This is a genomic window from Variovorax sp. PvP013 (assembly GCF_050435945.1).
GTDB lineage: Bacteria > Pseudomonadota > Gammaproteobacteria > Burkholderiales > Burkholderiaceae_C > Variovorax.
Map to the genome: position 1 here is coordinate 751,954 of NZ_JBNDLF010000001.1, position 25,038 is coordinate 776,991.

Annotated in this window: 24 protein-coding genes and 1 tRNA gene; 10 read left to right on the forward strand and 15 right to left on the reverse strand. The window is 70.2% G+C overall.

Features of this window, described 5'->3' with window-relative positions; genetic code table 11:
- The first annotated feature begins 51 nt into the window (after nucleotides 1-51).
- From dapD to ABID77_RS03645, 7 genes are all read left to right on the forward strand, one after another.
- Nucleotides 52-876, forward strand: a complete 825-nt coding sequence (gene dapD / locus ABID77_RS03615) for a 2,3,4,5-tetrahydropyridine-2,6-dicarboxylate N-succinyltransferase (protein WP_429590994.1) — start codon at nucleotides 52-54, stop codon at nucleotides 874-876.
- 70 nt (nucleotides 877-946) lie between these two features.
- Nucleotides 947-2,107: a PilT/PilU family type 4a pilus ATPase gene (locus ABID77_RS03620; RefSeq protein ID WP_429590996.1), complete on the forward strand. Its 1,161-nt coding sequence runs from the start codon at nucleotides 947-949 to the stop codon at nucleotides 2,105-2,107.
- 46 nt (nucleotides 2,108-2,153) lie between these two features.
- Nucleotides 2,154-3,341 (forward strand): succinyl-diaminopimelate desuccinylase, encoded by a 1,188-nt coding sequence (dapE, locus tag ABID77_RS03625; protein WP_429590999.1) that lies wholly within the window; start codon nucleotides 2,154-2,156, stop codon nucleotides 3,339-3,341.
- On the forward strand, nucleotides 3,338-4,231 hold the full coding sequence (gene prmB, locus ABID77_RS03630; protein ID WP_429591002.1) for a 50S ribosomal protein L3 N(5)-glutamine methyltransferase: 894 nt from the start codon (nucleotides 3,338-3,340) through the stop codon (nucleotides 4,229-4,231). Before dapE ends, prmB begins: the two co-directional genes overlap by 4 nt.
- A 312-nt stretch (nucleotides 4,232-4,543) precedes the next feature.
- Entirely contained in the window at nucleotides 4,544-6,586 is a 2,043-nt protein-coding gene (locus ABID77_RS03635) for an ABC-F family ATP-binding cassette domain-containing protein (protein WP_429591005.1), read from the forward strand.
- A gap of 22 nt (nucleotides 6,587-6,608) precedes the next feature.
- Nucleotides 6,609-7,148: a hypothetical protein gene (locus ABID77_RS03640; protein ID WP_429591008.1), complete on the forward strand. Its 540-nt coding sequence runs from the start codon at nucleotides 6,609-6,611 to the stop codon at nucleotides 7,146-7,148.
- An 84-nt stretch (nucleotides 7,149-7,232) separates the two neighbouring features.
- The gene (locus ABID77_RS03645; protein WP_429591011.1) at nucleotides 7,233-7,460 is read left to right on the forward strand and encodes a hypothetical protein; all 228 of its coding nucleotides are present in this window, start codon (nucleotides 7,233-7,235) and stop codon (nucleotides 7,458-7,460) included.
- 9 nt (nucleotides 7,461-7,469) lie between these two features.
- On the opposite strand, the gene ABID77_RS03650 is transcribed toward ABID77_RS03645, so the two are convergent.
- From ABID77_RS03650 to tolB, 6 genes are all read right to left on the reverse strand, one after another.
- Nucleotides 7,470-8,504, reverse strand: a complete 1,035-nt coding sequence (locus ABID77_RS03650) for a glycosyltransferase family 4 protein (RefSeq protein ID WP_429591014.1) — start codon at nucleotides 8,502-8,504, stop codon at nucleotides 7,470-7,472.
- Between the two features lie 316 nt (nucleotides 8,505-8,820).
- A tRNA-Lys gene (locus ABID77_RS03655) sits at nucleotides 8,821-8,896 on the reverse strand.
- Between the two features lie 69 nt (nucleotides 8,897-8,965).
- A complete protein-coding gene (locus ABID77_RS03660; RefSeq protein WP_429591017.1) occupies nucleotides 8,966-9,820 on the reverse strand; it encodes a tRNA threonylcarbamoyladenosine dehydratase in 855 nt (284 codons plus the stop codon).
- A 12-nt stretch (nucleotides 9,821-9,832) separates the two neighbouring features.
- Nucleotides 9,833-10,591: a tol-pal system protein YbgF gene (gene ybgF, locus ABID77_RS03665; protein ID WP_429591020.1), complete on the reverse strand. Its 759-nt coding sequence runs from the start codon at nucleotides 10,589-10,591 to the stop codon at nucleotides 9,833-9,835.
- On the reverse strand, nucleotides 10,591-11,118 hold the full coding sequence (pal, locus tag ABID77_RS03670; RefSeq protein WP_429591023.1) for a peptidoglycan-associated lipoprotein Pal: 528 nt from the start codon (nucleotides 11,116-11,118) through the stop codon (nucleotides 10,591-10,593). Before pal ends, ybgF begins: the two co-directional genes overlap by 1 nt.
- 19 nt (nucleotides 11,119-11,137) lie before the next feature.
- Entirely contained in the window at nucleotides 11,138-12,379 is a 1,242-nt protein-coding gene (gene tolB, locus ABID77_RS03675) for a Tol-Pal system beta propeller repeat protein TolB (RefSeq protein ID WP_429593264.1), read from the reverse strand.
- 229 nt (nucleotides 12,380-12,608) lie between these two features.
- Here tolB and msbA point away from each other — a divergent pair, with 229 nt between their 5' ends.
- Nucleotides 12,609-14,393, forward strand: coding sequence for a lipid A export permease/ATP-binding protein MsbA (msbA, locus tag ABID77_RS03680; RefSeq protein ID WP_429591026.1), 1,785 nt, complete (start codon nucleotides 12,609-12,611; stop codon nucleotides 14,391-14,393).
- Between the two features lie 51 nt (nucleotides 14,394-14,444).
- Here msbA and ABID77_RS03685 read toward each other — a convergent pair whose 3' ends face one another.
- Nucleotides 14,445-15,308, reverse strand: a complete 864-nt coding sequence (locus ABID77_RS03685; protein WP_429591029.1) for an AraC family transcriptional regulator — start codon at nucleotides 15,306-15,308, stop codon at nucleotides 14,445-14,447.
- Between the two features lie 93 nt (nucleotides 15,309-15,401).
- Between ABID77_RS03685 and ABID77_RS03690 the strand changes: the two genes are divergently transcribed.
- Complete coding sequence (locus tag ABID77_RS03690) at nucleotides 15,402-16,829, forward strand: MFS transporter (protein WP_429591032.1); 1,428 nt, start codon at nucleotides 15,402-15,404, stop codon at nucleotides 16,827-16,829.
- A gap of 46 nt (nucleotides 16,830-16,875) precedes the next feature.
- Nucleotides 16,876-17,277 carry a hypothetical protein gene (locus ABID77_RS03695; RefSeq protein ID WP_429591035.1) on the forward strand — a complete coding sequence of 134 codons (402 nt, stop codon included), beginning with the start codon at nucleotides 16,876-16,878 and terminating at the stop codon, nucleotides 17,275-17,277.
- A 2-nt stretch (nucleotides 17,278-17,279) separates the two neighbouring features.
- Here ABID77_RS03695 and ABID77_RS03700 read toward each other — a convergent pair whose 3' ends face one another.
- The 8 genes from ABID77_RS03700 to purD form a co-directional block, all read right to left on the reverse strand.
- The gene (locus tag ABID77_RS03700) at nucleotides 17,280-18,206 is read right to left on the reverse strand and encodes an SDR family oxidoreductase (protein ID WP_429591038.1); all 927 of its coding nucleotides are present in this window, start codon (nucleotides 18,204-18,206) and stop codon (nucleotides 17,280-17,282) included.
- Nucleotides 18,207-18,599: 393 nt separating this feature from the next.
- Nucleotides 18,600-20,129 (reverse strand): ribonuclease G, encoded by a 1,530-nt coding sequence (rng, locus tag ABID77_RS03705; RefSeq protein WP_429591041.1) that lies wholly within the window; start codon nucleotides 20,127-20,129, stop codon nucleotides 18,600-18,602.
- Nucleotides 20,130-20,148: 19 nt separating this feature from the next.
- Nucleotides 20,149-20,757, reverse strand: a complete 609-nt coding sequence (locus ABID77_RS03710; RefSeq protein WP_429593267.1) for a Maf family protein — start codon at nucleotides 20,755-20,757, stop codon at nucleotides 20,149-20,151.
- A gap of 69 nt (nucleotides 20,758-20,826) precedes the next feature.
- Nucleotides 20,827-21,294, reverse strand: coding sequence for a 23S rRNA (pseudouridine(1915)-N(3))-methyltransferase RlmH (rlmH, locus tag ABID77_RS03715; protein WP_429591044.1), 468 nt, complete (start codon nucleotides 21,292-21,294; stop codon nucleotides 20,827-20,829).
- On the reverse strand, nucleotides 21,291-22,160 hold the full coding sequence (gene rsfS, locus ABID77_RS03720; protein WP_429591047.1) for a ribosome silencing factor: 870 nt from the start codon (nucleotides 22,158-22,160) through the stop codon (nucleotides 21,291-21,293). The genes rlmH and rsfS overlap by 4 nt, the downstream gene beginning before the upstream one ends.
- On the reverse strand, nucleotides 22,150-22,815 hold the full coding sequence (nadD, locus tag ABID77_RS03725; RefSeq protein ID WP_429591050.1) for a nicotinate (nicotinamide) nucleotide adenylyltransferase: 666 nt from the start codon (nucleotides 22,813-22,815) through the stop codon (nucleotides 22,150-22,152). Before nadD ends, rsfS begins: the two co-directional genes overlap by 11 nt.
- Nucleotides 22,812-23,726, reverse strand: coding sequence for an oxygen-dependent coproporphyrinogen oxidase (gene hemF, locus ABID77_RS03730; RefSeq protein ID WP_429591053.1), 915 nt, complete (start codon nucleotides 23,724-23,726; stop codon nucleotides 22,812-22,814). The genes nadD and hemF overlap by 4 nt, the downstream gene beginning before the upstream one ends.
- Nucleotides 23,726-25,033: a phosphoribosylamine--glycine ligase gene (purD, locus tag ABID77_RS03735; protein ID WP_429591056.1), complete on the reverse strand. Its 1,308-nt coding sequence runs from the start codon at nucleotides 25,031-25,033 to the stop codon at nucleotides 23,726-23,728. The genes hemF and purD overlap by 1 nt, the downstream gene beginning before the upstream one ends.
- Nucleotides 25,034-25,038: the final 5 nt, after the last annotated feature.

Below are 25,038 nucleotides of genomic sequence, written 5' to 3' on the forward strand. Positions count from 1 at the left end.
ACTGCACATCCTTCCCTCGTATCCGTTCCCTCTCACTTCCAGAGTCTTCCAATGACCCAGCAACTCCAGCAGACCATCGACGCCGCATGGGACGACCGTGCCAACCTCTCCCCCGCCCAGGCGCCGGCCGAGGTGCGCGAGGCCGTCGAGCACGTGATCTCCGAACTCAACAACGGCCACCTGCGCGTGGCCACGCGCGAGGCCGTCGGCCAGTGGACCGTGCACCAGTGGATCAAGAAGGCCGTGCTGCTGTCGTTCCGCCTGAAGGACAACGAGCAGATCCAGGCCGGCGCGCTGGGCTTCTACGACAAGGTGCAGACCAAGTTCTCGCACCTGTCGGCCGCCGAGCTCAAGGAAGCCGGCGTGCGCATCGTGCCGCCGGCGGTCGCGCGCCGCGGCAGCTACATCGCCAAGGGCGCGATCCTGATGCCGTCCTACGTGAACATCGGCGCCTACGTCGGCGAGGGCACGATGGTCGACACCTGGGCCACCGTGGGCTCGTGCGCGCAGATCGGCGCCAACGTGCACCTCTCGGGCGGCGTGGGCATCGGCGGCGTGCTGGAGCCGCTGCAGGCCGGCCCGACCATCATCGAGGACAACTGCTTCATCGGCGCGCGCTCCGAGGTGGTCGAGGGCGTGGTGGTCGAGGAGAACTCGGTGCTGTCGATGGGCGTCTACATCGGCCAGAGCACGCCGATCTACGACCGCGCCACCGGCGAGACCACCTACGGCCGCGTGCCGGCCGGCTCGGTGGTCGTCAGCGGCAGCCTGCCCAAGGACAACGGCCGCTACAGCATGTACGCCGCCATCATCGTGAAGAAGGTCGACGCCAAGACGCGCTCGACCACCAGCCTGAACGACCTGCTGCGCGATTGACCGGCAGCTCGCTGGATCGTCGCCGGCCCCGCCCTCCAACCGCAGCGGCCACCGGCCCGGGAACACGCTCATGAAGACGATGGAACGATTCCTGCGGCTGATGGCCGATCGCAAGGCCTCCGACCTGTACCTGTCGCCGCACGCGCCGGTGCTCATGCGCATCAACGGCAACTGCGTGCCGGTCAATTCGCAGCTGCTGCCGCCGGAAGCGCCGTTGAACCTGCTGGCCGAGGTGGTGCACGAGAGCCGGATCGCCGAGCTCGAATCGACCGGCGAACTCAACATGGCCGTGCAGATCGAGGGCGCGGGCAACTTCCGCATCAGCGGCATGCGCCAGCGCGGCTGCTACGCGGTGGTGGTTCGGCACATCGCGTCGGTCATCCCCTCGCTCGATGCGCTGCTGCTGCCCGAGGTGCTCAAGACCCTGATCATGGAGAAGCGCGGGCTGATCCTGATGGTCGGGTCCACCGGCGCGGGCAAGTCGACCACCCTGGCGTCGATGCTCGATCACCGCAACGCCCACGCCACCGGCCACATCCTGACGGTGGAGGAACCCATCGAGTTCACCTTCACCAACAAGAAGTCGGTGGTCAACCAGCGCGACGTCGGCAGCGACACGCAGTCGCTGCGCATCGCCTTGAAGAATGCACTGCGGCAGGCCCCCGACGTCATCCAGATCGGCGAGATCCGCGACCGCGACACCATGAGCGCGGCCATCGCCTATGCGCAGTCGGGCCATCTGTGCGTGGCCACGCTGCACGCCAACAACGCTTACCGCGCGCTCAACCGCATCCTGAGCTTCTACCCGGCGGAGGTGCGCACCACGCTGCTGGGCGACCTGGCCGGCGCCACGCGCGCCATCGTCGCGCAGCGCCTGCTGCGCACGCCGCAGGGCTCGCGCGTTCCGGCCGTCGAGGTCATGCTCAACACGGCGCTCATCGCCGAGATGATCGAGGCCGGCGACTTCACGGCCGTCAAGGAGGCCATGGCGCAGTCGATGGCCGAGGGCTCGCAGACCTTCGAGGAAGACATCGCCCGCCTGATCGACACCGGAAGCGTCACCCGCGAGGAAGGCCTCGCCCATGCCGATTCACCGATCAACCTGACCTGGCGCCTGCAGAACCGCGCGACGCCATCGGCCCCCAGCGCCGACGAGCAGCGCGAACAGCAGCAGAACCGGCTCGACGACGAGCCCTCGTTCACCGACATCACGCTCGACGTGCGCTTCTGACCCTTCGTCCCTCCGCTTTCCGTTCCGACCCGATTCCACCCACGCCATGTCCCGCACCCTGCAGCTCGCCGAGCAACTGATCTCGCTGCCCTCCCTCACGCCCGACGACGCCGGCTGCCAGCGCCTGATCGGCGAACGGCTCGCGCCGCTGGGCTTCCGGCTGGAAACCATCGAGAGCGGCCCGGCCGACGCCCGGGTCACCAACCTGTGGGCCATTCGCCCGGCGGCCGCCGACGTCGTCTCGCCGCGCACCGTCGCCTTCGCCGGCCACACCGACGTCGTGCCCACCGGCCCGCTCGACCAGTGGACCCACCACCCCTTCGCGCCCACGCACCGCGACGGCCGCCTGTACGGGCGCGGCGCCTGCGACATGAAGACCTCGCTGGCCGCCTTCGTGGTCGCCATCGAGGAATTCCTGGCGAACGATCCGCGGCCCTGCCTGAACCTGGCGCTGCTGCTGACCAGCGACGAGGAAGGCCCGGCCATCGACGGCACCGTCGTCGTCTGCGACGCGCTGGCCGCGCGCGGCGAGGCGATCGACTACTGCATCGTCGGCGAGCCGACCTCGGTCGAACGCTGCGGCGACATGATCAAGTACGGCCGGCGCGGCACCATGAGCGGCCGCCTCACCGTGCACGGCCTGCAGGGCCACATCGCCTACCCGCACCTGGCGAAGAACCCGGTGCACGCCGTCGCCCCGGCGCTGGCCGAGCTCGTCGCCATCAACGCGTCGGGCGACTGGGACGCCGGCAACGCGCACTTCCAGCCGACCAGTTGGCAGATCAGCAACTTCCACGCCGGCACCGGCGCGAGCAACGTGATCCCCGGCGCCGCCGTGATCGACTTCAACTTCCGTTTCTCGACCGAATCGACGCCGCAGTCGCTGCAGCGGCGCGTCGAGTCGGTGCTGGCGGCGCACGGCGTCGAGCACACGCTGGCCTGGACCATCGGCGGCCTGCCCTTCCTGACCCAGCCCGGCGAGCTGGTCACGACCGTGGAGCAGGCCATCCGCGACGAGACCGGCATCCAGACCGAGCGCTCGACCAGTGGCGGCACCAGCGACGCCCGCTTCATCGCCCGCATCTGCACGCAGGTGATCGAGCTGGGACCGGTGAACGCCAGCATCCACAAGATCGACGAACACGTCGCCGTGGCCGACATCGAACCGCTGAAGAACATCTACCGCCGCACGCTCGAGGGCCTGGCGGCGCTGCAGCCGAAGGCGACGGCATGACCGCCGGATCGACCCCGACCGTCATCGGACTCGTCGAAGACGCCGCCGCGCGACTCGACGCGGCGGGAGTGGCCTTCGGCCACGGCACCGCCAACGCCTTCGACGAGGCCGCCTGGCTGGTGCTGTGGCAGTTGCGCCTGCCGCTGCACGATCTCGACGCCGTCGCTGCGCAGCCCGTGTCGCCGGCCGACGCGCGGCGGGTGGAAGCGCTCGTCGCGCGCCGCATCGAGACCCGCCAGCCCGCCGCCTACCTCACGAAGGAGGCCTGGCTGCAGGGCGTGCCCTTCTACGTCGACGAGCGCGCCATCGTCCCGCGCAGCTTCATCGCCGAGTTGCTGGCCGAAGGCACCATCGACTACTGGCTGGGCGAGCACACGCGGCGCGTGCTGGACCTGTGCACCGGCAACGGCAGCCTCGCCGTGCTGGCGGCGCTGACCTACCCGGAGGTGGTCGTCGACGCGGCCGACCTGTCGACCCCGGCGCTCGAGGTGGCGGCGATCAACGTCACGCGCCACGGGCTCGACGAACGCGTCACGCTGCTCGCCTCGGACGGCCTGGCCGACGTGCGCGGCCCCTACGACCTGATCCTGTGCAACCCGCCCTACGTGAACGCGCGGAGCATGGCCGCGCTGCCGGCGGAGTACCGCGCCGAGCCCGAACTGGCGCTGGCCGGCGGCGCCGACGGCATGGACTTCGTCCGCGGCCTGCTGCGCGACGCCCCGGCGCACCTGAGTCCCCGCGGCGTGCTGGTGCTGGAGATCGGCAACGAACGCGACCATTTCGAGGCCGCCTTCCCGACGCTGGAAGTCTTCTGGCTCGACACCTCCGCCGGCGAGGACCAGGTGCTGCTGGCGACGCGCGACGCGCTGGCCGACCTGGCCCCGCGCTGACGGCGCCTTCCCCGCGCCACGGGTCGCGGACCGGGTCTCGGGCGGCCCCCATCCATCCGGGGTCTTCGACGCCGCACGGTGCGCCACCTACAATACGAGGGCTGGCGAGCTCGCATCCGAAGCCCTCCACGGCACGGCCTCGCGGCACCGGCGAGACCGGCCGCCCCGGACGCCCGCCCCACCCCCGCTGCCCGATCCCCGAGTTTTCCCGATGAAACCGTGGCGGGAAACCGTTTCATCCAAGCCCACGACACGCAGGCCGTCCCCGGTCCCGGCTGCGGTCGAAGCCCCGAGCCTCATTCCGTCCCGTCCATGATCCATCTGAAGAACGTCGTCCTGCGCCGGAGCGCCAAAGTCCTGCTCGACGGCGCCAACGTCACCCTCAACCCCGGCGAGCGCGTCGGCCTGGTGGGCCGCAACGGCGCCGGCAAGTCGACGCTCTTCGCGCTGTTCAACGGTACTCTGCACGAGGACGGCGGCGATTTCTCGCTGCCGCGTCACTGGCGGATGGCGCAGGTGGCGCAGAACATGCCCGAGACCGACGAGTCGGCGACCGACTTCGTGGTCGGCGGCGACACCCGCCTGGTCGAGCTGCGCGAGGCGCTCGCCGCCACCGAGGCCGCCTACGAAGCCGACCCGGACGACGCCGACATCGGCATGGCGCTCGCCCATGCCTACACCGACCTGGCCGATGCCGGCGAGCACGACGCCGTGCCGCGCGCGCAGGCGCTGATCCTCGGCCTGGGTTTCAAGCTCCACGAACTCGACCTGCCGGTCAACAGCTTCTCCGGCGGCTGGCGCATGCGCCTGCAGCTCGCCCGCGCCCTGATGTGCCCGAGCGACCTGCTGCTGCTCGACGAGCCGACCAACCACCTGGACCTCGACGCCCTGGTCTGGCTCGAGGCCTGGCTGCAGCGCTACGCCGGCACGATGATCGTCATCAGCCACGACCGCGAGTTCCTCGACGCCGTGACCACCGTCACGCTGCACATCGTCAATGCCCAGTTGACGCGCTACGGCGGCAACTACAGCAAGTTCGAGGAGATGCGCGCCCTGCACATGGAGCAGCAGCAGGCCGCCTTCGGCAAGCAGCAGGAGAAGATCGCCCACCTGCAGAAGTTCATCGACCGCTTCAAGGCCAAGGCCAGCAAGGCCAAGCAGGCGCAGAGCCGGGTCAAGGCGCTGGAGCGCATGGAGAAGGTCGCGCCGCTGCTGGCGGAGGCCGACTTCACCTTCGAGTTCAAGGAACCCGGCCACATCCCCAATCCGATGCTGTCGATCAGCAACGCGAGCTTCGGCTACCGGATGGAGGACGCCGCGCCGCGCACCATCCTGCGCGGCGTCAACCGCTCGGTGCTGGCCGGCCAGCGCATCGGCATCCTGGGCGCCAACGGCCAGGGCAAGTCGACCCTGGTGAAGACGATCGCGCGCGAGATGGGCGCCGTCGCCGGCACCGTGACCGAGGGCAAAGGCCTGAACATCGGCTACTTCGCCCAGCAGGAACTCGACGTGCTGCGTCCCCAGGACACGCCGCTCGAGCACATGGTGCGCATGGCGCGCGACCTGGGCGCGGCGGCCAAGGAGCCGACCGGCGAGCAGGCGCTGCGCGGCTTCCTGGGCAGCTTCAACTTCAACGGCGACATGGTCAAGCAGGCCGTGGGCACCATGAGCGGAGGCGAGAAGGCACGCCTGGTGCTGGCCATGATGGTGTGGCAGCGGCCCAACCTCCTGCTGCTCGACGAGCCCACCAACCACCTGGACCTCGCCACCCGCGAGGCCCTGGCCATGGCGCTCAACGAGTTCGAAGGCACGCTGATGCTGGTGAGCCACGACCGTGCGCTGCTGCGGTCGGTCTGCGACGAGTTCTGGATGGTGGGCCGCGGTGCCGTGACGGACTTCGACGGCGACCTCGACGACTACCAGCGCTACCTGCTCGACGAGGCCAAGCGCCAGCGCGAGGAAGCAAAGGAAACGGTGCGGAAGACGGCGAGCGATGCGACGGCCGTTCCGGCAATCGCCACGCCGGCGCCCTCCGCACCCGTCAAGGCGCCCGCGGTCGAACGCGCGGAAGCAACCGCCGGCGCCGGACGCGACCAACGCCGGCTCGGGGCCCAGGAACGCCAGCAGCGCGCCGAACAGGAAAAACCGCTCAAGCGCGAGATCGCCCGCATCGACGAACGCCTCTCGGCCATCGGCACGGAAAAGGTCGCGTTGGAACAGCGCCTCGCGCAGCGCCTGCCGGCGGCCGAGATCGCCGACGTCGGCAAGCGGCTCAAGGTCCTGGCCGGCGAGGTCGAGCGGCTGGAAGAGCGCTGGCTCGCGCTTTCCGACCAGCTCGAAACGTTGGCCGCCTGACCCATCGACAGAAAGCCGCCGCATGCCCTCCGCCATCGAACTCGCACGAGGCGATCCCCGCTTGATCGAGGCGATCCGGCGCAGCCGGCGCCTCATCGGCCGCAAGGCACTGATCGCGGCGGCCGCCAGCGCGGTGCCGCTGCCCGGCGTCGACTGGGCCGCCGATGCGGCCTTGCTGTCCCGTCTGGTGCCGCAGATCAGCACCGAATTCGGCCTGTCGCCGACGCAGATCGACCGGCTCTCACCGCACAGGCAGGAGCGCATCCAGCAGGCGGTGGGGACGGTGGGTGCGTTGCTGGTGGGGCGGCTGGTGACGCGCGACCTGCTCGTCACGCTGGCGAAGCACGCCGGAATGCGACTGACGGCCAAGCAGGCCACCAAATACGTGCCTCTCGCCGGCCAGGCCGTCTCGGCGATGCTGGGCTATGCCGCCCTCAGGGCCCTGGGAGAGCACCACATCAAGGATTGCGTGCGGGTCGCCGTGGCTGCGCAGCACCTGCTGCCGCCCCTTCGGCCGTCATCTGTTACCGCGCACGAGACTGAACAAAAGCTGAACCCGTGATACTCTGTAGAAAGAAGTTGTGAATTCAGTTCGTCAAGCGGGCATTGACGAAGGACTTACCAAGCTCAACAACAGAGATATCGGATGAACAACACAGAGCTTGCCGCCTCGGTCGACCGCCTCATGGCGCAAGTCGACTACTACCTTCATTGCGAGCTCGACGAGGAGTACGACCACGATCAGCCGAACTCCGCTCGTCACCGTCTCCAGAACGCCATCAAGCAGGAGTTGCTCAGGGCCAGTGCCATCGGCATCGTGACGTCGCTCACGACTTCCGTGTCGATGTCGGGCATCGACGATCTGGCGGCCTGAGCCTTCGTCTCACTCGTAGGCTTTCCGGTAGAACTCCATCGGTTTCAGGAACTCGGCGAGCGACGCCTTGGCCAACGCGCTCCGCTTCGCATAGGCTTCCTCGCTCATGCGGATAGCCTCGTTCATGCGCTGCGCCAGATCCTGGACATTCCCCGGCTCCGCCACCAGAGCGGCCCGGCCACCTGACTCGGGCAGCCCTCCGTCGCGGGTCACGATGGAAGGAACCCCCGCGCAACGGGCCTCGATCGGCGTCAGTCCCAGGTCCTCCTGGGTCTTGGCCGGCGCCAGCAGCCACTTGCACGAGGCGATCATTTGCTGCTTGGTCTTGTCGCTCACGAAGCCAGGCAGGGTGACGTTCTCCACACCCGTCTTCTCGATCAGGCCGTGCACGCGATCGTGCAGAGGGCCATCGCCCAGGATCGTCAGGGGCCACTCCGGGTTGTCGATCGATTTGTAGGCCTGGATCAGTTCCTCGAGGCCCTTGTTCTCGATCCAGCGACCGACGAAGAGAAAACCCTTGCGGTCTCGCGGTGGAACGTATTCATCCGGAAAGCGGCACACCGTCGGGATGCAGGCGCTGTTCTTGTCCTTCTCGCCGGGCTCCCAGGTGTTCCAGACGAAATTGGAGTTGAACCATCGCTTGTCGGCCAACCGGATCGTGAGACCCCACATCAACCGATGAAGACTCGCCTGCGGGAATTTCTTGTTGTGCACCGTCAGCAGGATCTTCTTGCGCTTCAGGAAGGCAGGAATCACGATGTCGGGCGGCATGTTCTGCGCATGGACGATGTCGGCCCACCGCACGAGATTCATCAGTTCGCGCGAACCGCGGCGGACGAAATGCACCGAGTGGCAGTATTTGCGTGCCATGCTGACGATGTGCTCGTCGGCCTGGACTCCCTTGACCAGCTTGAAACACACCTTCACGTCGAGTTCCGGCCACTTCTGGGCGGCCTCGGCCACGGCCATCATGAAGGCTTCGATGCCCCCGTAGACGCCCTGCGTGGAGCCGATGATCAGCAGTTTTTTTCTCTCGGCAGACATACGTGATTGAATGTTTCGGTGACTTGGAAAAGAGGAACGCCGATCACGGCACGCGTAATTTTATGTTTTAAATGTAAACAAAAATTGCTACTTTGTCGCACAACGTCCCACAATCGGCGGGTTTGCAAGCAACCGCTTCCTCATGCGAGACCCTTGGAGCCTCCTGCGACGGAGTGGTTCACTCGCTGGAAGCCCTGACAGGGTCGACCCATGACCACGAAGCATGCACGCTTGCGATGTCGGTGTGGTGGCAATCAGGCCACAGATCCAAAGACAAAGGGTCAGCGGGCATCGGCCGGCTGACCCTTCGGGTTGTTGGTGGGACGTGCGGGGGTCGAACCCACGACAAACGGATTAAAAGTCCGCTGCTCTACCAACTGAGCTAACGTCCCGTGGATCACCGAGGAGCAATCCGACTGACTTCTGATTTTCGCCAGCGTCGAGTCCGGCAAAGCCTGCGATTATAGCGTCTTCGCCGAGGCGATCCTGTCCACGATCCATCCGGCCGCGCATTGGCCGAAAGTGGCCGTCACGCTGACCACCGAGCCGTAGCCGCTGCAGTTCAGCGTTCCATCGCCCTCGACCGCGCAGGATGCGTCCGGTCCGGCCACGCTTTCGCGGCTGAAGACGCAGGCGAGCTTGATCTTCTTGCCATCGCGCGGCGCGCCGTGTTCCTTGCGGAGGCGATGACGCAACTGCGCCAGCAGCGGGTCGTGCGTGACCACGGAGAGATCGTCGATCTCCACCCGGTGCGCGTGTCGCTTACCCCCCGCCGCGCCGACGGTGACGTAGGCCGTCGATCGATGGCCACGCGCCCATTGGCTCATCACCAGCTTCGCCTTCAACTGGTCGCAAGCGTCGATCACGGCATCGATGGGCCCTTGCGCCTCCTCGGCCGATCGCACCAGTGCCAACCAGTTGGCTGGTTCGACGAAATCGTCGATCGCCAGCACCCGGCAGTCCGGATTGATGCCGCCGATGCGGTCCCGCATGGCTTCGACCTTGGCCTGGCCGATCGTCGAGTCCAGGGCATGGATCTGCCGGTTGATGTTGGATTCGGCGATGTGATCGAGGTCGATCAGCGTCAGGCGCTCGACGCCGCAGCGCGCCAGCGCCTCGACGCTCCACGAACCCACACCACCGATGCCGACCACCATGACGTGCGCGGCACGGATGGCCGTGGCACCCGGCACGCCGTACAGCCGCTCGAGCCCGCCGAACCGCCGGGCGGGGTCCGCGACGCTGTCGGAAGTCTTCGACGGCAAGGACGATGCCGTCGTGGCCAGGGCGTCTTCAACGCCGGCTGCATCGACCATGCGGAGGTCTCGTCACTTGAGCCGCGACAGGCGTTCGCGACCCGCCTGTGCCGCCTCGGACTGGGGATAGGCCTTGGTCAGGTCTTCCAGCGTCCGGCGCGCGGCGCGCGTGTCCTTCAATTCGATCTGGCAGTTCGCGATCGACAGCACCGCCTCGGGCGCCTTGGCGTGATCGGGCGCCAGCGACAGCATGGAACGGAAATTGGCGATCGCCTCGTTGTAGTTGCGCGTCGCATACTGGGCATTGCCCAGCCAGAACAGGGCCGACGCGTTGTAGCCGCTCTGCGGATAGCGCTTCACGAAATCGGCGAACGCGGTCTGTGCCTGAGCGAACTGTCCGGAGCGGAACACGCCGAGCGCCGCATCGAACTCGGCCTTCTCGCGCGGGTCGGCGGTGAACTCGCGGCCGTCGACCGTGATCTTCGACGGCTCGGTCTTGCGCAGCCGCTCGTCGACGTCGGTCTGGCGCTGCTGGACCTCGGACACCGAACGCGTGAGCTGCTCGTTCTGCCCGGTCATGCGTGCCAAATCACCGCGCATGGCCTCGATCTGTGTCTGCAGGTCGAGCAGGCTGCGCCGCAACTGGGCGTTCTCGTCGGTCAGGCGCTGCTCGGTCTGCACACGCTGCGCCTCGACGCGCTGGCGCAGGTCGAGGATGGCGCGCCGCGCTTCGTCGTCCTCGAACAGCGCGGCGTTCGCACCCAGCGAGGCGCAGAACAGCGCGGCGGCCAGGGCCGCGCGCTTCCAGCTCAAAGGGGTGCCGTGCATCATCAACGGTAGCTGATCTCGGCGCGGCGGTTCTGGGCCCAGGCGGATTCGCCGCCGCCCTGGACCGAGGGCTTTTCCTTGCCGAAGCTGACGGCTTCGATCTGGGCGTCGTTGACCCCGAGCAACGTCAGGGCGCGACGCACGGCTTCGGAACGCTTCTGGCCCAGCGCGAGGTTGTATTCGCGGCCGCCCCGATCGTCGGTGTGGCCTTCGATGGACACGCGACGCTGGGCATTGGCCTTCAGGAAGCGCGCATGGCCGTCGATGAGCGACTGGTACTCGGGCTTGACGGTGTAGCTGTCGTAGTCGAAGTACACGATGCGCGCCACGCCCACCGGGCCGGCCGCGTTCTGCGCGTTGGGATCGATGGTGACCGGTGCCACGCCGCTGGCGGCACCGCCGCTGCCACTGCCCTGGCCGGCCATGCCGCCGACGCGATCGACCACCGGCGTGTCGTTGAGCTTGGTGCCCGACGAGCAACCGGCGATGAGCGCCACGATGGCGAGCGAATAGATCGTACGTTTCAACATTTCGAACTCCTCTTATGAATCATTGCTTTTGGAACGGACCCCAGTCCGGCTCCCGGATGTCGCCGGCCTGCCCTGCCAGTCGGGCCTTGATCTTGCCGTCGAGCGTGGTGGTCATCAGCGCTTCGCGGCCCTGCAGTTGCGTCGCGTAGACGATCAGCTTGCTGTTGGGCGCGAAGCTCGGATTCTCGTCGGCACTCGTGTCGGTGATGGCGGCGACGTTGCCCGTCGCCAGTTCCATGACGTGCAGTTTGAAGGCCCCGCCGACGCGCGAGATGTAGGCCAACCACCGGCCGTCGCCGCTGATGGAAGGCGAGATGTTGTAAGTGCCGCTGAACGTGACGCGCGTGGGCGTGCCGCCGCTGCTGCCCATCTTGTAGATCTGGGGCGCGCCGCCCCGGTCGCTGACGAAATAGATGGTGCCGCCGTCGGCCGAGAACACCGGCTCGGTGTCGATGCTGTTGCTCTGCGTCAGGCGCCTGGGCTCGCCGCCGCCGGCCGGGATGGTGAAGAGCTGCGAGCCGCCGTCGCGGCTGAGCGTGACGGCCAGCGAGGCGCCGTCCGGCGCCCAGGCCGGCGCGCTGTTGGAGCCGCGGAAGTTCGCCAGCAGCCGACGCTGCCCGCTCGCCACGTTGTGCACGTAGACCACCGGCTTGCGCGACTCGAAGGACACGTAGGCGAGCTGGCCGCCGTTGGACGACCACACGGGCGAGATGATGGGTTCCGGGCTCGCCAGCGCGGCCTGCGAGTTCTCGCCGTCGGCGTCGGCGACCCAGAGGTTGTAGCGCCCGCCGTTCTTGGTGACGTAGGCGATGCGGGTCGAGAAGATGCCTTTCTCCCCCGTGAGCTTCTCGTAGACGTAGTCGGCGATGCGGTGCGAGGCCAGGCGCAGGTCGCCCTGGGGCACGGTGTAGCTCTGGCCGCCGAGGTCCTGGCCGCGGACCACGTCCCACAGCCGGAAGCGCACGTCGTAGCGGCCGTCGGCGAGCCGGTTCACGCTGCCCACCACCAGCGAGTCGGCCGTGCGCTGGCGCCACAGGGTGAGGTCGGGGCGGGAGGACTCGTCAAGCGCCTGACCCGAGGCGTCGACGCCGCGGAACTGGCCGCTGCGCTCGAGGTCGGCCTGCACGATGGTGGAGATCTTCTGCGGCGACGCGTCCTGGCCCTTGAAGGGCGCCAGGGCGATCGGCAGCTGCGTCAGCCCCACGCCCGAGACCTCGACCCGGAACTGGGCGAGCGCGGGAACCAGGGGGGAGGCCGCCATGGCGGCGACGAGGCCACGGCGGGCGAGGAACGATGAAGAAAGGGTGCGGGAGGGATCGGGCAGCGGCTTGTTCATGCGGTTCGGAGAGGTTGCCGGCAACAAAGTTTCACCGGTCGGGAGCAGGCGACATGGTACACACCGGGCGTGGCGCCCCGGCAGCAGCAGCGCGTCTCGCGGGACCGGATGGCACGTCCGGCGCGCGCGGAAGGCGCCTTTAGAATCCGCCGCCATGCCTCCTTCCCCCCCTGGCGACGCCGCGCGGCCTCCCCTGACCCGCCGCCTCGCCCGCCTGATGACCTGGTTCGGAGGCTCGCGGCGCTGGTGGGCGCTCGCCCTGGGCGCCGCCCTCCTCGCCGCCGTCACCGAACCGCTGATGCCGGCGCTCCTCAAACCCCTGCTCGACCGCGGCTTCACACGCGGCCAGTTGGCCCTGTGGATGGTGCCGGCGGCCATCGTCGGCCTGTTCGCGGTGCGCGGTCTGGCGCAGTTCGTGTCGCAGTACGCCTTGGCGCGCATCGCCAACGAGGGCATGCAGCGCCTGCGCCGCATGCTGTTCGAGCGCCTGCTGGCGGCGGAGCTGGCGCTGTTCTCCAAGCAGTCGGCCAGCACGCTGTCCAACACCGTGGTCTACGAGGTGCAGACCGGCTCGATGCTGCTGGTGCAGGCCCTGCTCGGGCTGTCGCGCGACGGCTTCACGCTGGTGGCGCTGCTGGGCTACCTGATCTACCTGAACTGGAAGCTGACCCTCATCGTCGGCCTGCTGGTGCCGGGCGTGGCGTGGATCATGAAGGTGCTTTCCAAGCGCCTCTACCACCTCACGCGACTGGGCCAGACGGCCACCGACGACCTCGCCTACGTCGTCGAAGAGAACGTGCTGGCCCACCGGGTGGTGCGCCTGCACGGCGCCGAGGCCGCCCAGGCCGAGCGCTTCGAGCGCCTGAGCCGCACGCTCAACCGCCTGGCCGTCAAGTCGACCATCGCCTCGGCCGCCATGACGCCGCTGACCCAGCTGCTGGCCGCCGTGGCGCTGTCGGTGGTGGTGATGATCGCCCTCTGGCAGAGCAGCGAGCAGGGACTGACGGTGGGCGGCTTCGTCGCCTACATCACCGCCATGCTGATGCTCATCGCGCCGATCCGCCGCCTCGCCGACATGGCCAACCCGATCACGCGCGGCCTGGCGGCATTGGAGCGCGGACTGGCACTGGTCGACGACGTGCCCTCGGAGTCCGGGGGCGGCTTCACGCTCGAACGCGCCACAGGGCGGATCGAACTGCGCGACGTGCGGGTGCGTTACCGCGGCGAGGACGAGGGCCATGCGCTCGACGGCGTCAGCCTGGACATCGCGCCGGGCGAGATCGTGGCCTTCGTCGGGCCGTCGGGGTCGGGCAAGAGCACGCTGGTCAACCTGCTGCCGCGCTTCGTGCTGCCGAGCGCCGGCGAACTGCGCCTCGACGGCCACGCGCTGCCGGACTGGCGCTTGGCCGGCCTGCGCGCCCAGTTCGCCATGGTCAGCCAGGACGTGGTGATGCTCAACGACACGCTCGCGGCCAACGTGGCGCTGGGCGCGGCCGTCGACCGCGAGCGCGTCGCGCGCTGCGTCGCCGCGGCCAACCTGGCCGATCACGTCGCGGGCCTGCCGCAGGGCATCGACACGGTGCTCGGCCACAACGCGACGCAGCTCTCCGGCGGCCAGCGCCAGCGTCTGGCCATCGCCCGCGCGCTCTACAAGGACGCCCCGGTGCTGCTGCTCGACGAGGCCACCTCGGCGCTCGACACCGAGTCGGAACGGCTGGTGCAGGACGCCCTTCAGCGCCTGATGCAGAGCCGCACCACGCTGATCGTCGCGCACCGCCTGAGCACCATCCAGCATGCCGACCGCATCGTGGTGATGGAGCGCGGCCGCATCGCCGAACAGGGCTCGCACGCGCAGCTCATGGCGCTCGACGGGCTCTACGCGCGGCTGCAGAACAACGCCGTGCGCGCCACGCCGGCCGGCCGGACACCGACGCTCTGACGCCTTCGCCGCGGCGCGAACCGCTCCGGTGGGCGGCCGACGCGCCCGGGCCTATCGGTCGGGGTGCGGCGCCGCGCGCTTCGCGAAGTACCGGGCCGGCGATTCGCCGAACGCGCGCCGGAACATCGCGATGAAGTTGCTCGGCGTGGCGTAGCCCAGCGCGTCCGACACGCCGGCCACCGATGCGCCCCGGGCCAGGGCCTCGAGCGCATGGACCAGCCCCGCCTGCTGGCGCCACTGCGCGAAGCTCATGCCCAGCTCGGCCTGGCACAGGCGGGTGAGGCTGCGGGGCGACAGCCCCGCCCAGGCGGCCCACGCGTCGAGCGTGCGCGCATCGCCGGGTGCCCGCAGCACGGCATCGGCGATGCGCAGCAGGCGCCGGTCGGTCGGCATGGGCAGGTGCAGCGGCTCGCGGGGCGCGTCGCGCAGCTCGTCGAGCAGCACGGCCGTCACCCGGCGCTGCGCGGCGGTGAGCCGGTCCTGGCCGCTCCAGCCGACCGCGCGGCGCACCAGCGCGCGCAACAGCTCGCTCACGCCCACGACGCAAGGCTCGGCGGGCAGCCCCCGCGCGGCCTCGGGCGTCACCAGCACGTTCCAGCCGCTCATCACCCCGCTGATGCTGGCCATGTGCGGCATGCCCGGCGGCACCCAACCGGCGCGGTGCGGCGGCAGCAGCCACGAACCCTGCCGGGTGCGCACGTGCACCAGGCCGTTCTCGATGCAGAAGAGCTGGCCGCGCAGGTGACGGTGCCAGGCGGTCTCGCGCGTGCCGAGCTGGAACTCGCTGTCGATCTGCGCGCTGCCCCGGACGGCGATCAGTGCCGGGCCGTCCGCCCGTTCGCTGAGTTCGAACAGCGCCGCGTTGGGCGAGACGGCGGAGCCGGGGACGGCGGCGGGCGCGCGGGTTGCGGACATGGCCGGATTCCATTGTTTTACGTCCATACGACGTTATCAGCATCACCCGGTCCGCCCGGACACTGGATCCTCTCGAACCACCGGAGTCCTTCCATGCGCACCGCCGCACCGCCCGCCCCCGCGCCCCTGCTGCGCGCCCACCTGCCGCCATGGCTCGTCGTCGCCATGGCCTCCCTCGCCTCCTTCATGGTGGTCATGGACGGCTCCATCGTGAACGTGGCCCTGCCCGCGATGCGACACGACCTGCGGCTGTCGCACGAGGCCCAGCAGTGGGTGATCGACGCCTACCTGCTGAGCTTCGGCGGCTGCATGCTGCTGGCGGCACGCGCGGGCGACCTCTACGGGCGGCGGCCGGTGCTGCTGGCCGGCCTGTTCCTCTTCACGCTGTCCAGCCTGGCCGGCGGCCTGGCCTCGGGCGCCGCGCTGCTGCTGGCGGCGCGCGCCGTGCAGGGCGTCGGCGCGGCGGTGCTGGCGACATCCTCCATGACGCTGGTGATGGCCGCGACGCACCACGACAGGCAGGCACGCACCAGCGCGCTGTCGCTGTGGGCGGCGCTGAACTCGGCCGGCTTCGCGCTGGGCGTGGTCATCGGCGGCCTGCTCACCGAGGGCGCGGGCTGGCGCTGGGTGATGTTCGTCAACGTTCCGGTCGGGCTGGCGCTGATGGCGGGCATCGCCGCCAGCCTGCTGGCGCCGTCGGCCGGCGTGCCCCGGCCCCGGCTGGACGTGCCCGGCGCGCTGGCGTCTACGCTGGGCAGCGCCCTGCTGGTCTACGGCATCACGCAATCGATCGCGCGGGGCTGGGGCTCGCCGATCGTGATGGGCGCGCTGGTGCTCGCACTGGGCCTGTTCGCGCTGTTCGTCGCCATCGAGCGGCGCAGCGCCAGTCCGCTGCTGCGCCTGTCGATCTTCCGGCTGCCCGGCCTGGCCGCGGGCAACCTGCTGATGCTGTGCCTGGGCGCACTGCTGGCGGCGTCGATCTACCTGCTCTCCATCACCCTGCAGCAGGTGGCGGGCTACGGCGCGCGCGAGACGGGACTGGCCCTGCTGCCGATGGGCCTGGCGCTGGCGGCCGTGCGGCTGCTGTTCACGAAAGCCATGGGCGCGGGCACCGTCCGGCACCTGCCGCTGTGGGGTGCCCTGGCCGCCGCCGCGGGACTGGCCTGGCTGGGCGGGCTGCCCGTCCAGGCGGCGTTCGCGCGGCACGTGCTGGGTCCGACGCTGCTGGTGGGCACCGGCCTGGGCCTGCTGATCCTGGCGGCCACGCACGCGGTGACCTCGGGCGTGCCGATGGAGGACGCCGGCCTGGCCTCGGGACTGGCCAACACCGCGCGCCAGCTGGGCGGCGCGCTGGGGGTGGCCGCGCTCGCCACGCTGGCCGGTGCGGTCGCGCGGATGCAGTCCGCGGGCATCGACGCGCGCAGCGCCTCGCTGGCCGGCAGCCATGCCGCCTTCCTCGTCGCCGCGGGCCTGGCGCTGACGTGCGGGCTGATCTCGCTGCGCCTGGGCCGGCGGGCCTGAATTCCTCGAACCACCGATCCTTCGAACGTCCTTGCAGGAACACACCATGACCTTGAATCCGGCAGATTTCACCCTTCACGACGTCTCGCGCTTCCCGTTGGTGCTGGCGCACGGCGACGTCTCGCCCGGCTACGCGGCCCGGTGGGAGCGCGAGATGGAGGCGCTCGTCGCCCATGGCGAGGCCTTCGTGTTGATACAGCCCCGAGCGCGCGCGGAGGAAGCGCACGAAGACCGCAAGCGCCGGGGCATCTGGCTCAAGCACAACAAGCAGGCACTGGGCGCCTGCTGCAAGGCCGTGATCGGCGTCGAGGCCGACGACGCGCGGCGCACGGCCCTGGCCGCCCGGTCGGCGCTGGCGGAGAAAGCCTTCGGCATTCCGATGCGCTTCGCCGCCACGCTGCGGCAGGCCTGCGACGACGGCCTGGCGCTCGTCGGCGTGGACGCGTAGCGCTACGCGCTTTCGGCACCGTCGACGAAGTCGTGCCGGTGCCGGCGTGCCCACGTCGCCACGTCCGTGGGCTGGAAGCCGGCCAAGCCGACCTGACGTTCGAACGGTCTCGCGAGGATCGCATCGGCCTCCTCGGGATGGCGAGCGAAATAGCGGAACTTGGAGGCCACCCGGCGCCCCGTGCCCGCACCCATCGCGGCATCGACCTCGCGCTCGAAGGCATCGATCGGCTGCGCCCGGTAGGCGACGCGGCGCCCCAGGCCCTCGGAGAGGCACGCCGCGAGTTCGTCGCCGGTCAGGCCGCGCGGACCCGCGATGCGGTGGTCGCCGGTGGCGCCTCGTTCCATCAACGCGATCGCCGCGCGGGCGCAGTCGTCCACGCAGGTCCAGGCGATGCGCTGCGCGGAGTCGACGGGCGGGGCGAAGACGCCGCTGCCGGCGATCTCGTCGCGCACCGAGGGCTTGAGCAGGTTGTCGAGGTACATCGTGGGCCGCACGGCGGCGAACGCCAGGCCGACCTGCCGCAGCGCGTCCTCGACCCGGGCATTGCCCACGAAGCTCGGCTCCGCGCACGGCGCGGCCCGGCTGGCGCTGGCGAGCCTGAGCACGACGTGGCGCAGGCCCGCCGCGACGCACGCGGACGCCGCGTGCCGCGCCCGCATGGCCATCGTCTCGGCGGGTCCGGTGGGCACCTGGAGCACGGCGTGGCCGATGCCCGCGCTGGCCGCGTGCAGGGAGGCCGGGTCGTCGAGATCGCCCTCGACGAATTCGACGCGATCCGCCGGGAACGCGGGCGCCCGGGCGCGGTCGCGCACCAGCGCCCGGACCGGGAACCCGCGCGCCAGCGCGGCGCGCACGACGGCGCTGCCCTGCACGCCGGTGGCGAGATGGACGAGAACGAGGGGTCTGGAGGGATCGGCGACGGTCATGGAAGGGCTCCTGGGAGAAGGCCCGATGGAGCGACATCGCCGTCGATGGCACCGATCAGGCCCGCAAAGCGCACGGCGGCGCGGGACTGTCGGGTACCGCGCCTGCGCGGCGCGGAAAGTGCTTTCCCGGATCGGGAAAGGGCCCGGGCCTACCCAGACCGAGCCTGCCATTTCGACGCCCGGAGTGTAGCCGCGCCCAGCCGGAACCGAACCGCGGAACGGACTCAGCCCGGCCGCCGGCGTTGCCCCCGACGGGGGTGGTCGCCGCGACACGAAATGCGCAAGCCCGAAGGCGAGTCAGGAACGCCGCGGAACGGGCTCAGCCCGGCCGCCGGCGTTGCCCCCGGAAGGGGGTGGGCGCCGCGACACGAAGTGCGCGAGCCTGGGGGCGAGTCAGAGCAACACGATGTCGAACTGGCCCTGCCCCATCGCCGGCTCCGACTGCAGCGAGATCGGCTTGCCGATGAAGTCGCTCAAACCGGCCAGGTGCTGGCTCTCCTCGTCGAGCAGCAGTTCGATCACCTGCGGCGCGGCGACGATGCGGAACTCGCGCGGCGTGAACTGCCGTGCCTCGCGCAGGATCTCGCGCATCACGTCGTAGGCGGCGCTGCGCGCGGTCTTGACGATGCCCTGGCCACCGCACGCCACGCAGGGCTCGCACAGCATGTGGGCGAGCGATTCGCGGGTGCGCTTGCGCGTCATCTCGACCAGCCCGAGCGGCGAGAAGCCGCCGGCGCTGGTCTTCACGCGGTCGCGCGCCAGCTGCTTTCTGAACTCGGCCAGCACCTGCTCGCGGTGGTGCTCGCGCGCCATGTCGATGAAGTCGACGATCACGATGCCGCCCAGGTTGCGCAGCCGCAGCTGCCGCGCGATGGCCTGCGCCGCTTCCAGGTTGGTCTTGAAGATGGTGTCGTCGAAGTTGCGTGCGCCGACGAAGCCGCCGGTGTTGACGTCGATGGTGGTCAGCGCCTCGGTCTGGTCGACCACCAGGTAGCCGCCCGACTTCAGGTCGACTCGCCGCCCGAGCGCCTTGACGATCTCCTCGTCGATCGAACAGAGGTCGAAGATCGGCCGCTCGCCCTTGTAGAGCTGCAGCCGCGCCACGGCCTGCGGCATGAACTCGGCGCCGAAGGCGCTCAGCGCCTCGAACTGCTCGCGCGAGTCGATGCGGATGGTCTGCGTCTCCTCGGTCGTCAGGTCGCGCAGCACGCGCTGCAGCAGGCTCAGGTCCTGGTGCAGCAGCGACACCGGCGGCAGGCGCGTGGAGCGGTCGCGGATGCGCGACCAGGTCTTGCGCAGGTAGGCGATGTCCTCGGCCAGCTCGGCGTCGGAGGAATCCTCGCCGTTGGTGCGCAGGATGAAGCCGCCGGTGGGACCGGGCGGCGCACCGGCGGCGTCGGCCACCGCCGCAGCGTCGATGAGCACCTGCAGCCGCGCGCGCAATGCGTCGCGCAGGTCGCCGGGAATCTTCTGCGAGACGCCGATGTGGTTGTCCTGCGGCAGGAACACCAGGAGCCGCCCGGCGATGCTGATCTGCGTCGACAGCCGCGCGCCCTTGGTGCCGATGGGGTCCTTGATCACCTGCACCAGCAGCGCCTGGCCCTCGAAGACCTGCTTCTCGATCGGCACCACGGTCGTGGCCTGGCCGCGGTGGTCGCGCTCGGGCACCTGCGTCGACGGCCGCGAGCCCGGCGTGAACGGCGCCACGATGTCGGCCACGTGCAGAAACGCGGTGCGCTCCAGGCCGATGTCGATGAAGGCCGACTGCATGCCCGGCAGCACGCGCGAGACCTTGCCCAGGTAGACGTTGCCCACCAGGCCGCGCTCCAGCGTGCGCTCGACGTGCAGCTCCTGCACCGCCCCGTGCTCGACCAGCGCGACGCGGGTTTCCTGGGGCGACCAGTTGATCAGGATGTCTTGCATGGCGTGGGCGCGTGGGCGGTCAGGTCGTGAAACCGGCCTGCCGGAGCAGCCGCGCGGTCTCGTGGAGGGGCAGTCCCATGATGCCCGAATGGGAGCCGGCGATGTGTTCGACGAAAGCGCCCGCGCGGCCCTGGATCGCGTAGGCGCCGGCCTTGCCCATCGGCTCGCCGCCGGCGGCGTAGGCGACGATCTCGGCGTCCGACAGCGCGGCGAAGCGCACGCGCGAGACCTGGAGCGCGGCGTGGCGGTGGGGTCCGTGCTGCAGCGCCACGGCGGTCAGCACGCGGTGCGTGGCGCCCGACAGGCGCGAGAGCATGCGCCGCGCGTCGGCCGCGTCCGCCGGCTTGCCGAGGATGGCACGGCCGAGCGCGACGGTGGTGTCGGCGCACAGGATCGGCGCGGCCGCCAGGCCCCGGCGCCGATGGCGCTCGACCGCCGCGTCGAGCTTGAGGGCGGTGACGCGCTGCACGTAGGCGCCGGGCGATTCGCCCGGACGCACGGCCTCGAGCGCCTCGGCGTCCTCGTCGGGACCGGCCAGCAGGAGTTCGTGGCGCACGCCGAGCTGGTCGAGCAGTTGGGCTCGGCGCGGACTTTGCGAGGCGAGATAAATGAAGGGCATGGCGATCATGGAATTCATGGCATGTCGGACGACGACGATGCTGCGCCCGTCCCGCCGCCGGGCATTGCGGGCATCCGCCTATTCGCGGTGGTACGGGTGACCGGCATTGACCGACCAGGCGCGATAGAGCTGCTCGACCAGCAGCACGCGCGCCATGGCGTGCGGCAGGGTCAGGTCGGACAGGCGGATGCGCTCGTGCGCGGCGGCCTTGAAGGCCGGGTCGAGCCCGTCGGGGCCGCCGATCACCAGCGCGACGTCGTCGCCCTCGCCCTGCCAGGCCTGCAGGCGCGCGGCCAGGGCCTTGGTGGTGAGCGCGGTGCCGCGCTCGTCCAGCGCCACGATGCGCATGTTGCGGGCGATGGCGCCCTCGATGCGCTCGCGCTCGGCGGCGTAGAGGGTCTCCAGCGTCTTGGATCCGCGCGGCTCGGTCTTGACGGCGCGCAGTTCCAGTTTGAGTTCGGGCGGGAAGCGCTTGGCGTAGTCGTCCCAGGCGGTCTGCGCCCAGTCGGGCATGCGTTGCCCGACCGCGACCACCAGCAGCCTCATGGGTTGCGCGGAGCGGCCTTGCGCGCCGGTGCCTTGCGCGGCGCGGCGGTGGTCTTGGCGGCCGCGCCCTTGGCGGACGTGGCCTTGCGGGCGGCCGGCTTGCCGATGACCTTGACGGGCGTCTTGGCCGGCGCGGCCGTGCCGGCAGCCTTCGTCGTGCGCTTGGCCGGTGCCGCGAGGGTGGCCGGGTCGGCCGTCGTGGCCGATGCCGTGGATGCGCTCCCGGGCGCCGCCACGCGCTTGCGGGCGGGTGCGGCCGGAGCGGCGGAAGCCGTTGCCGCGCGCTTGCGAGCCGGCGCCGACGACGCGGCGGCCGGCTTGCGTGCCGCGGTCTTGCGGGCGGCCGGGCGGGCACGTTCGGCCTTCTCGGCCTTGGCGACCTGTTCGGCCTCGCGGATGGCGGTCTTGGCGGCGCTGGCGCGGCGCAGGGTCTTGGCCGCGGCGGGCTGCTTCTTCGCGGGCGCGGTCTCTTCGGCGCTGGCGGCGGCCGGCTTGGCGGCGCCCAGCTTCAGGCGCACCGGCTTGTCGCCCCAGATCTCCTCCAGGTGGTAGTACTGGCGGATCGCCGGCTGCATGATGTGCGCGACCGCGGCGCCGCAGTCCACGATGATCCATTCGCCGTTGTCCTCGCCCTCGGTACGCGGCTTGGGGAAGCCCGCCTCGCGCACGGCGTCGCGCACGCTGGCGGCGAGCGCCTTGGTCTGGCGGTTCGAGGTGCCCGAGGCGACGATCACGCGCTCGAACAGCGGGGACAGATGCTCGGTGTCGAAAACCTGGATGTCCTGCGCCTTGACGTCTTCGAGCCCGTCGATGATGGCTCGCTGGAGCTTGTGGGTGTCTTTCTTGGCGGCGGCTTCAGTGGTCATCAGGCGGGGGGGCGTAGAGGTGGTGTTGTTCAATATAGCGTTCAACCGCTGGCGGAACCAGACCGGTGATGCGCTGGTGCCGCGCCAGGCGGGCTCGGATGTCGGTGGCGCTGGTGGCCACCGGCGGGAGTTCCAGGAACTCGAAGCGGGCTCCGGCAGGCAGGCCGGGCAGCATCGCGGGATCGAAACGCGACGCGGGCCGGGTGGATGAGCCTGCCGGCTCGGCCGCGACGACGGAGGGGGCGGATTCTAGTCGCTCGGCGACGCACACGACGGCGGCCGAGACAATCTCCCGCCAGCCGTGCCAGCCCGGCAACGCCCGGGCCTGGTCGCTGCCCATGATCAGCACCAGCTCGGCGTCGGGCTGCTCGGACTGCAGTTCCTGCAGGGTGTCGAGGGTGTAGGTCGGGCCTGCGCGCAGGGTTTCGCGGGGATCGACGACCACGCCCGCGATGTCGCCGAACGCCAGCTCGGCCATCGCGATGCGGTGCGCGGCGGCGCTCAGGACGCGCGCCTTGTGCCATGGGTGGCCGGTGGGAAAGATGCGCAACGCGTCGAGATCGCGCTGGGCCATGGCCGCCCGCGCCAGCGCGACGTGGGTGACGTGCGGCGGGTCGAACGCGCCGCCGAAGACGCCCACGCGCCGCCGGGTCATGCCCATTCGCGCCGCACGATGAAGTCGCTGTAGAGCGCGGCTTCCGGCGTGCCGGGCACCGGTTCGCTGCGGTAGGCCCAGCTCGCCAGTGGCGGCATCGACAGCAGGATCGACTCGGTGCGACCGCCGGACTGCAGGCCGAAGTGCGTGCCGCGGTCCCACACGAGGTTGAATTCCACGTAGCGGCCGCGCCGGTAGAGCTGGAATCCGCGCTCGCGCTCGCCATGGGGCATGTCGCGGCGCCGCTCGACGATGGGCAGGTAGGCCGGCAGCAGCGCGTCGCCGACCGCGCGCAGCATGGCGAAGCTGTCCTCGAAGCCCAGCTCCGAGAAATCGTCGAAGAAGATGCCGCCGACGCCGCGCTGCTCGTTGCGGTGCTTCAGGAAGAAGTACTCGTCGCACCATGTCTTGAAGCGGGGGTACTTGTCCGCGCCGAAGGGCGACAGTGCCTCGCGGCAGGTGCGGTGGAAATGCGTCGCGTCCTCCTCGAAGCCGTAGATCGGCGTCAGGTCGAGCCCGCCGCCGAACCAGCACACGGGCGCTCCCTCGGCGGGCAGCGCCGCGAGCATGCGCACGTTCATGTGGACGATCGGCACGTAGGGATTGCGCGGGTGGAAGACGAGCGACACGCCCATCGCCTCGAAGGGCGCGCCGGCGAGTTCGGGGCGGTGCTGCGTCGCCGAGGGCGGCAGCCGGGGGCCGCGCACCTGCGAGAAACCGCAGCCGGCGCGCTCGAACAGCGCGCCACCTTCGAGGATGCAGGTCAGGCCGCTGCCCTGCAAGGGCTCCCCGGGCGGCTTCTCCCAGGCGTCGCGCACGGCGACGGCGCCGTCGGCCGCCTCGACGGCGCCGACGATGCGCTGCTGCAGACCGCGCAGGTAGTCGCCGACCGCCGCCGGATCGGCCTGCATCAGCCGTTGCCGCGGGCCTGGAGCGCGCGGTGCCCGATGTCGCGGCGGTACTGCACGCCGTCGAACTGGATGCGCGCGGCGACTTCGTAGGCGCGCTGCTGCGCCAGGCGGACGTTGTCGGCCAGCACGGTCACGCACAGCACGCGCCCGCCGCTGGTCCTGAGTTCGCCGTCGGCCAGAGTGGTGCCGGCATGGAAGACGACCGCGTCGGGCGCCTCGGGCGGCAGGTTGCGGACGACGTCGCCCTTGCGCGGCGCTTCCGGATAGCCGTGCGCGGCCAGCACTACGCCCAGCGCGACGCGGCGATCCCATTCGAGGTCGACGGTGTCGAGCGTGCCGTCGGTGGCGTGCCAGAACAGCTCGAACAGGTCGGACTTGAGCCGCATCATGATCGGCTGCGTCTCGGGGTCGCCCATGCGGCAGTTGAATTCGAGCGTCTTGGGATGCCCGGTCGCGTCGATCATCAGGCCGGCGTAGAGGAAGCCGGTGAAGGGGATGCCGTCCTTCTCCATGCCGCGCACGGTCGGCAGGATGATCTCGCGCATGGCGCGGGCATGGACTTCGGCCGTCACCACCGGCGCCGGCGAGTAGGCGCCCATGCCGCCGGTGTTGGGGCCCTCGTCACCGGCGAGCAGGCGCTTGTGGTCCTGGCTGGTCGCCAGCGCGGTCACGTTGCGGCCGTCGCACAGCACGATGAAGCTGGCTTCCTCGCCCTGCAGGAACTCCTCGATGACCACGCGCGGCACGGCCTGGCCGTCGGCGCCGGCGTTGTGCGAGACGCCGAACTTGTTGTCCACCAGCATGAAGTCGATCGCCTCGTGCGCTTCCTGCAGGGTCGTGGCCACGACCACGCCCTTGCCGGCGGCCAGGCCGTCGGCCTTGACGACGATCGGGGCGCCTCGGGCGTCGACGTAGGCATGGGCCGCGGCGGCGTCGGTGAAGGTTTCGTAAGCGGCCGTCGGGATCCGGTGGCGCTTCATGAACGCCTTGGAGAAGGCCTTGGAGCTCTCCAGTTGCGCCGCCGCCTTCGTGGGGCCGAAGATGCGCAGGCCGTGGGCGCGGAACTCGTCGACCACGCCGGCGGCCAGCGGCGCCTCGGGGCCGACGACCGTAAGCGCGATCCGCTCCTTCTGCGCCCACTCGCGCAACGCGACGACATCGGTGATGTCGACGTTCTCGAAGCGCCGGTCGAGCGCCGTGCCGCCGTTGCCCGGCGCGAGGTAGAGGCGGGACACCCGCTGGGACTGCGACAGCCGCCAGGCCAGCGCATGTTCGCGGCCACCGCCGCCGATCACGAGGACTTTCATGGTTC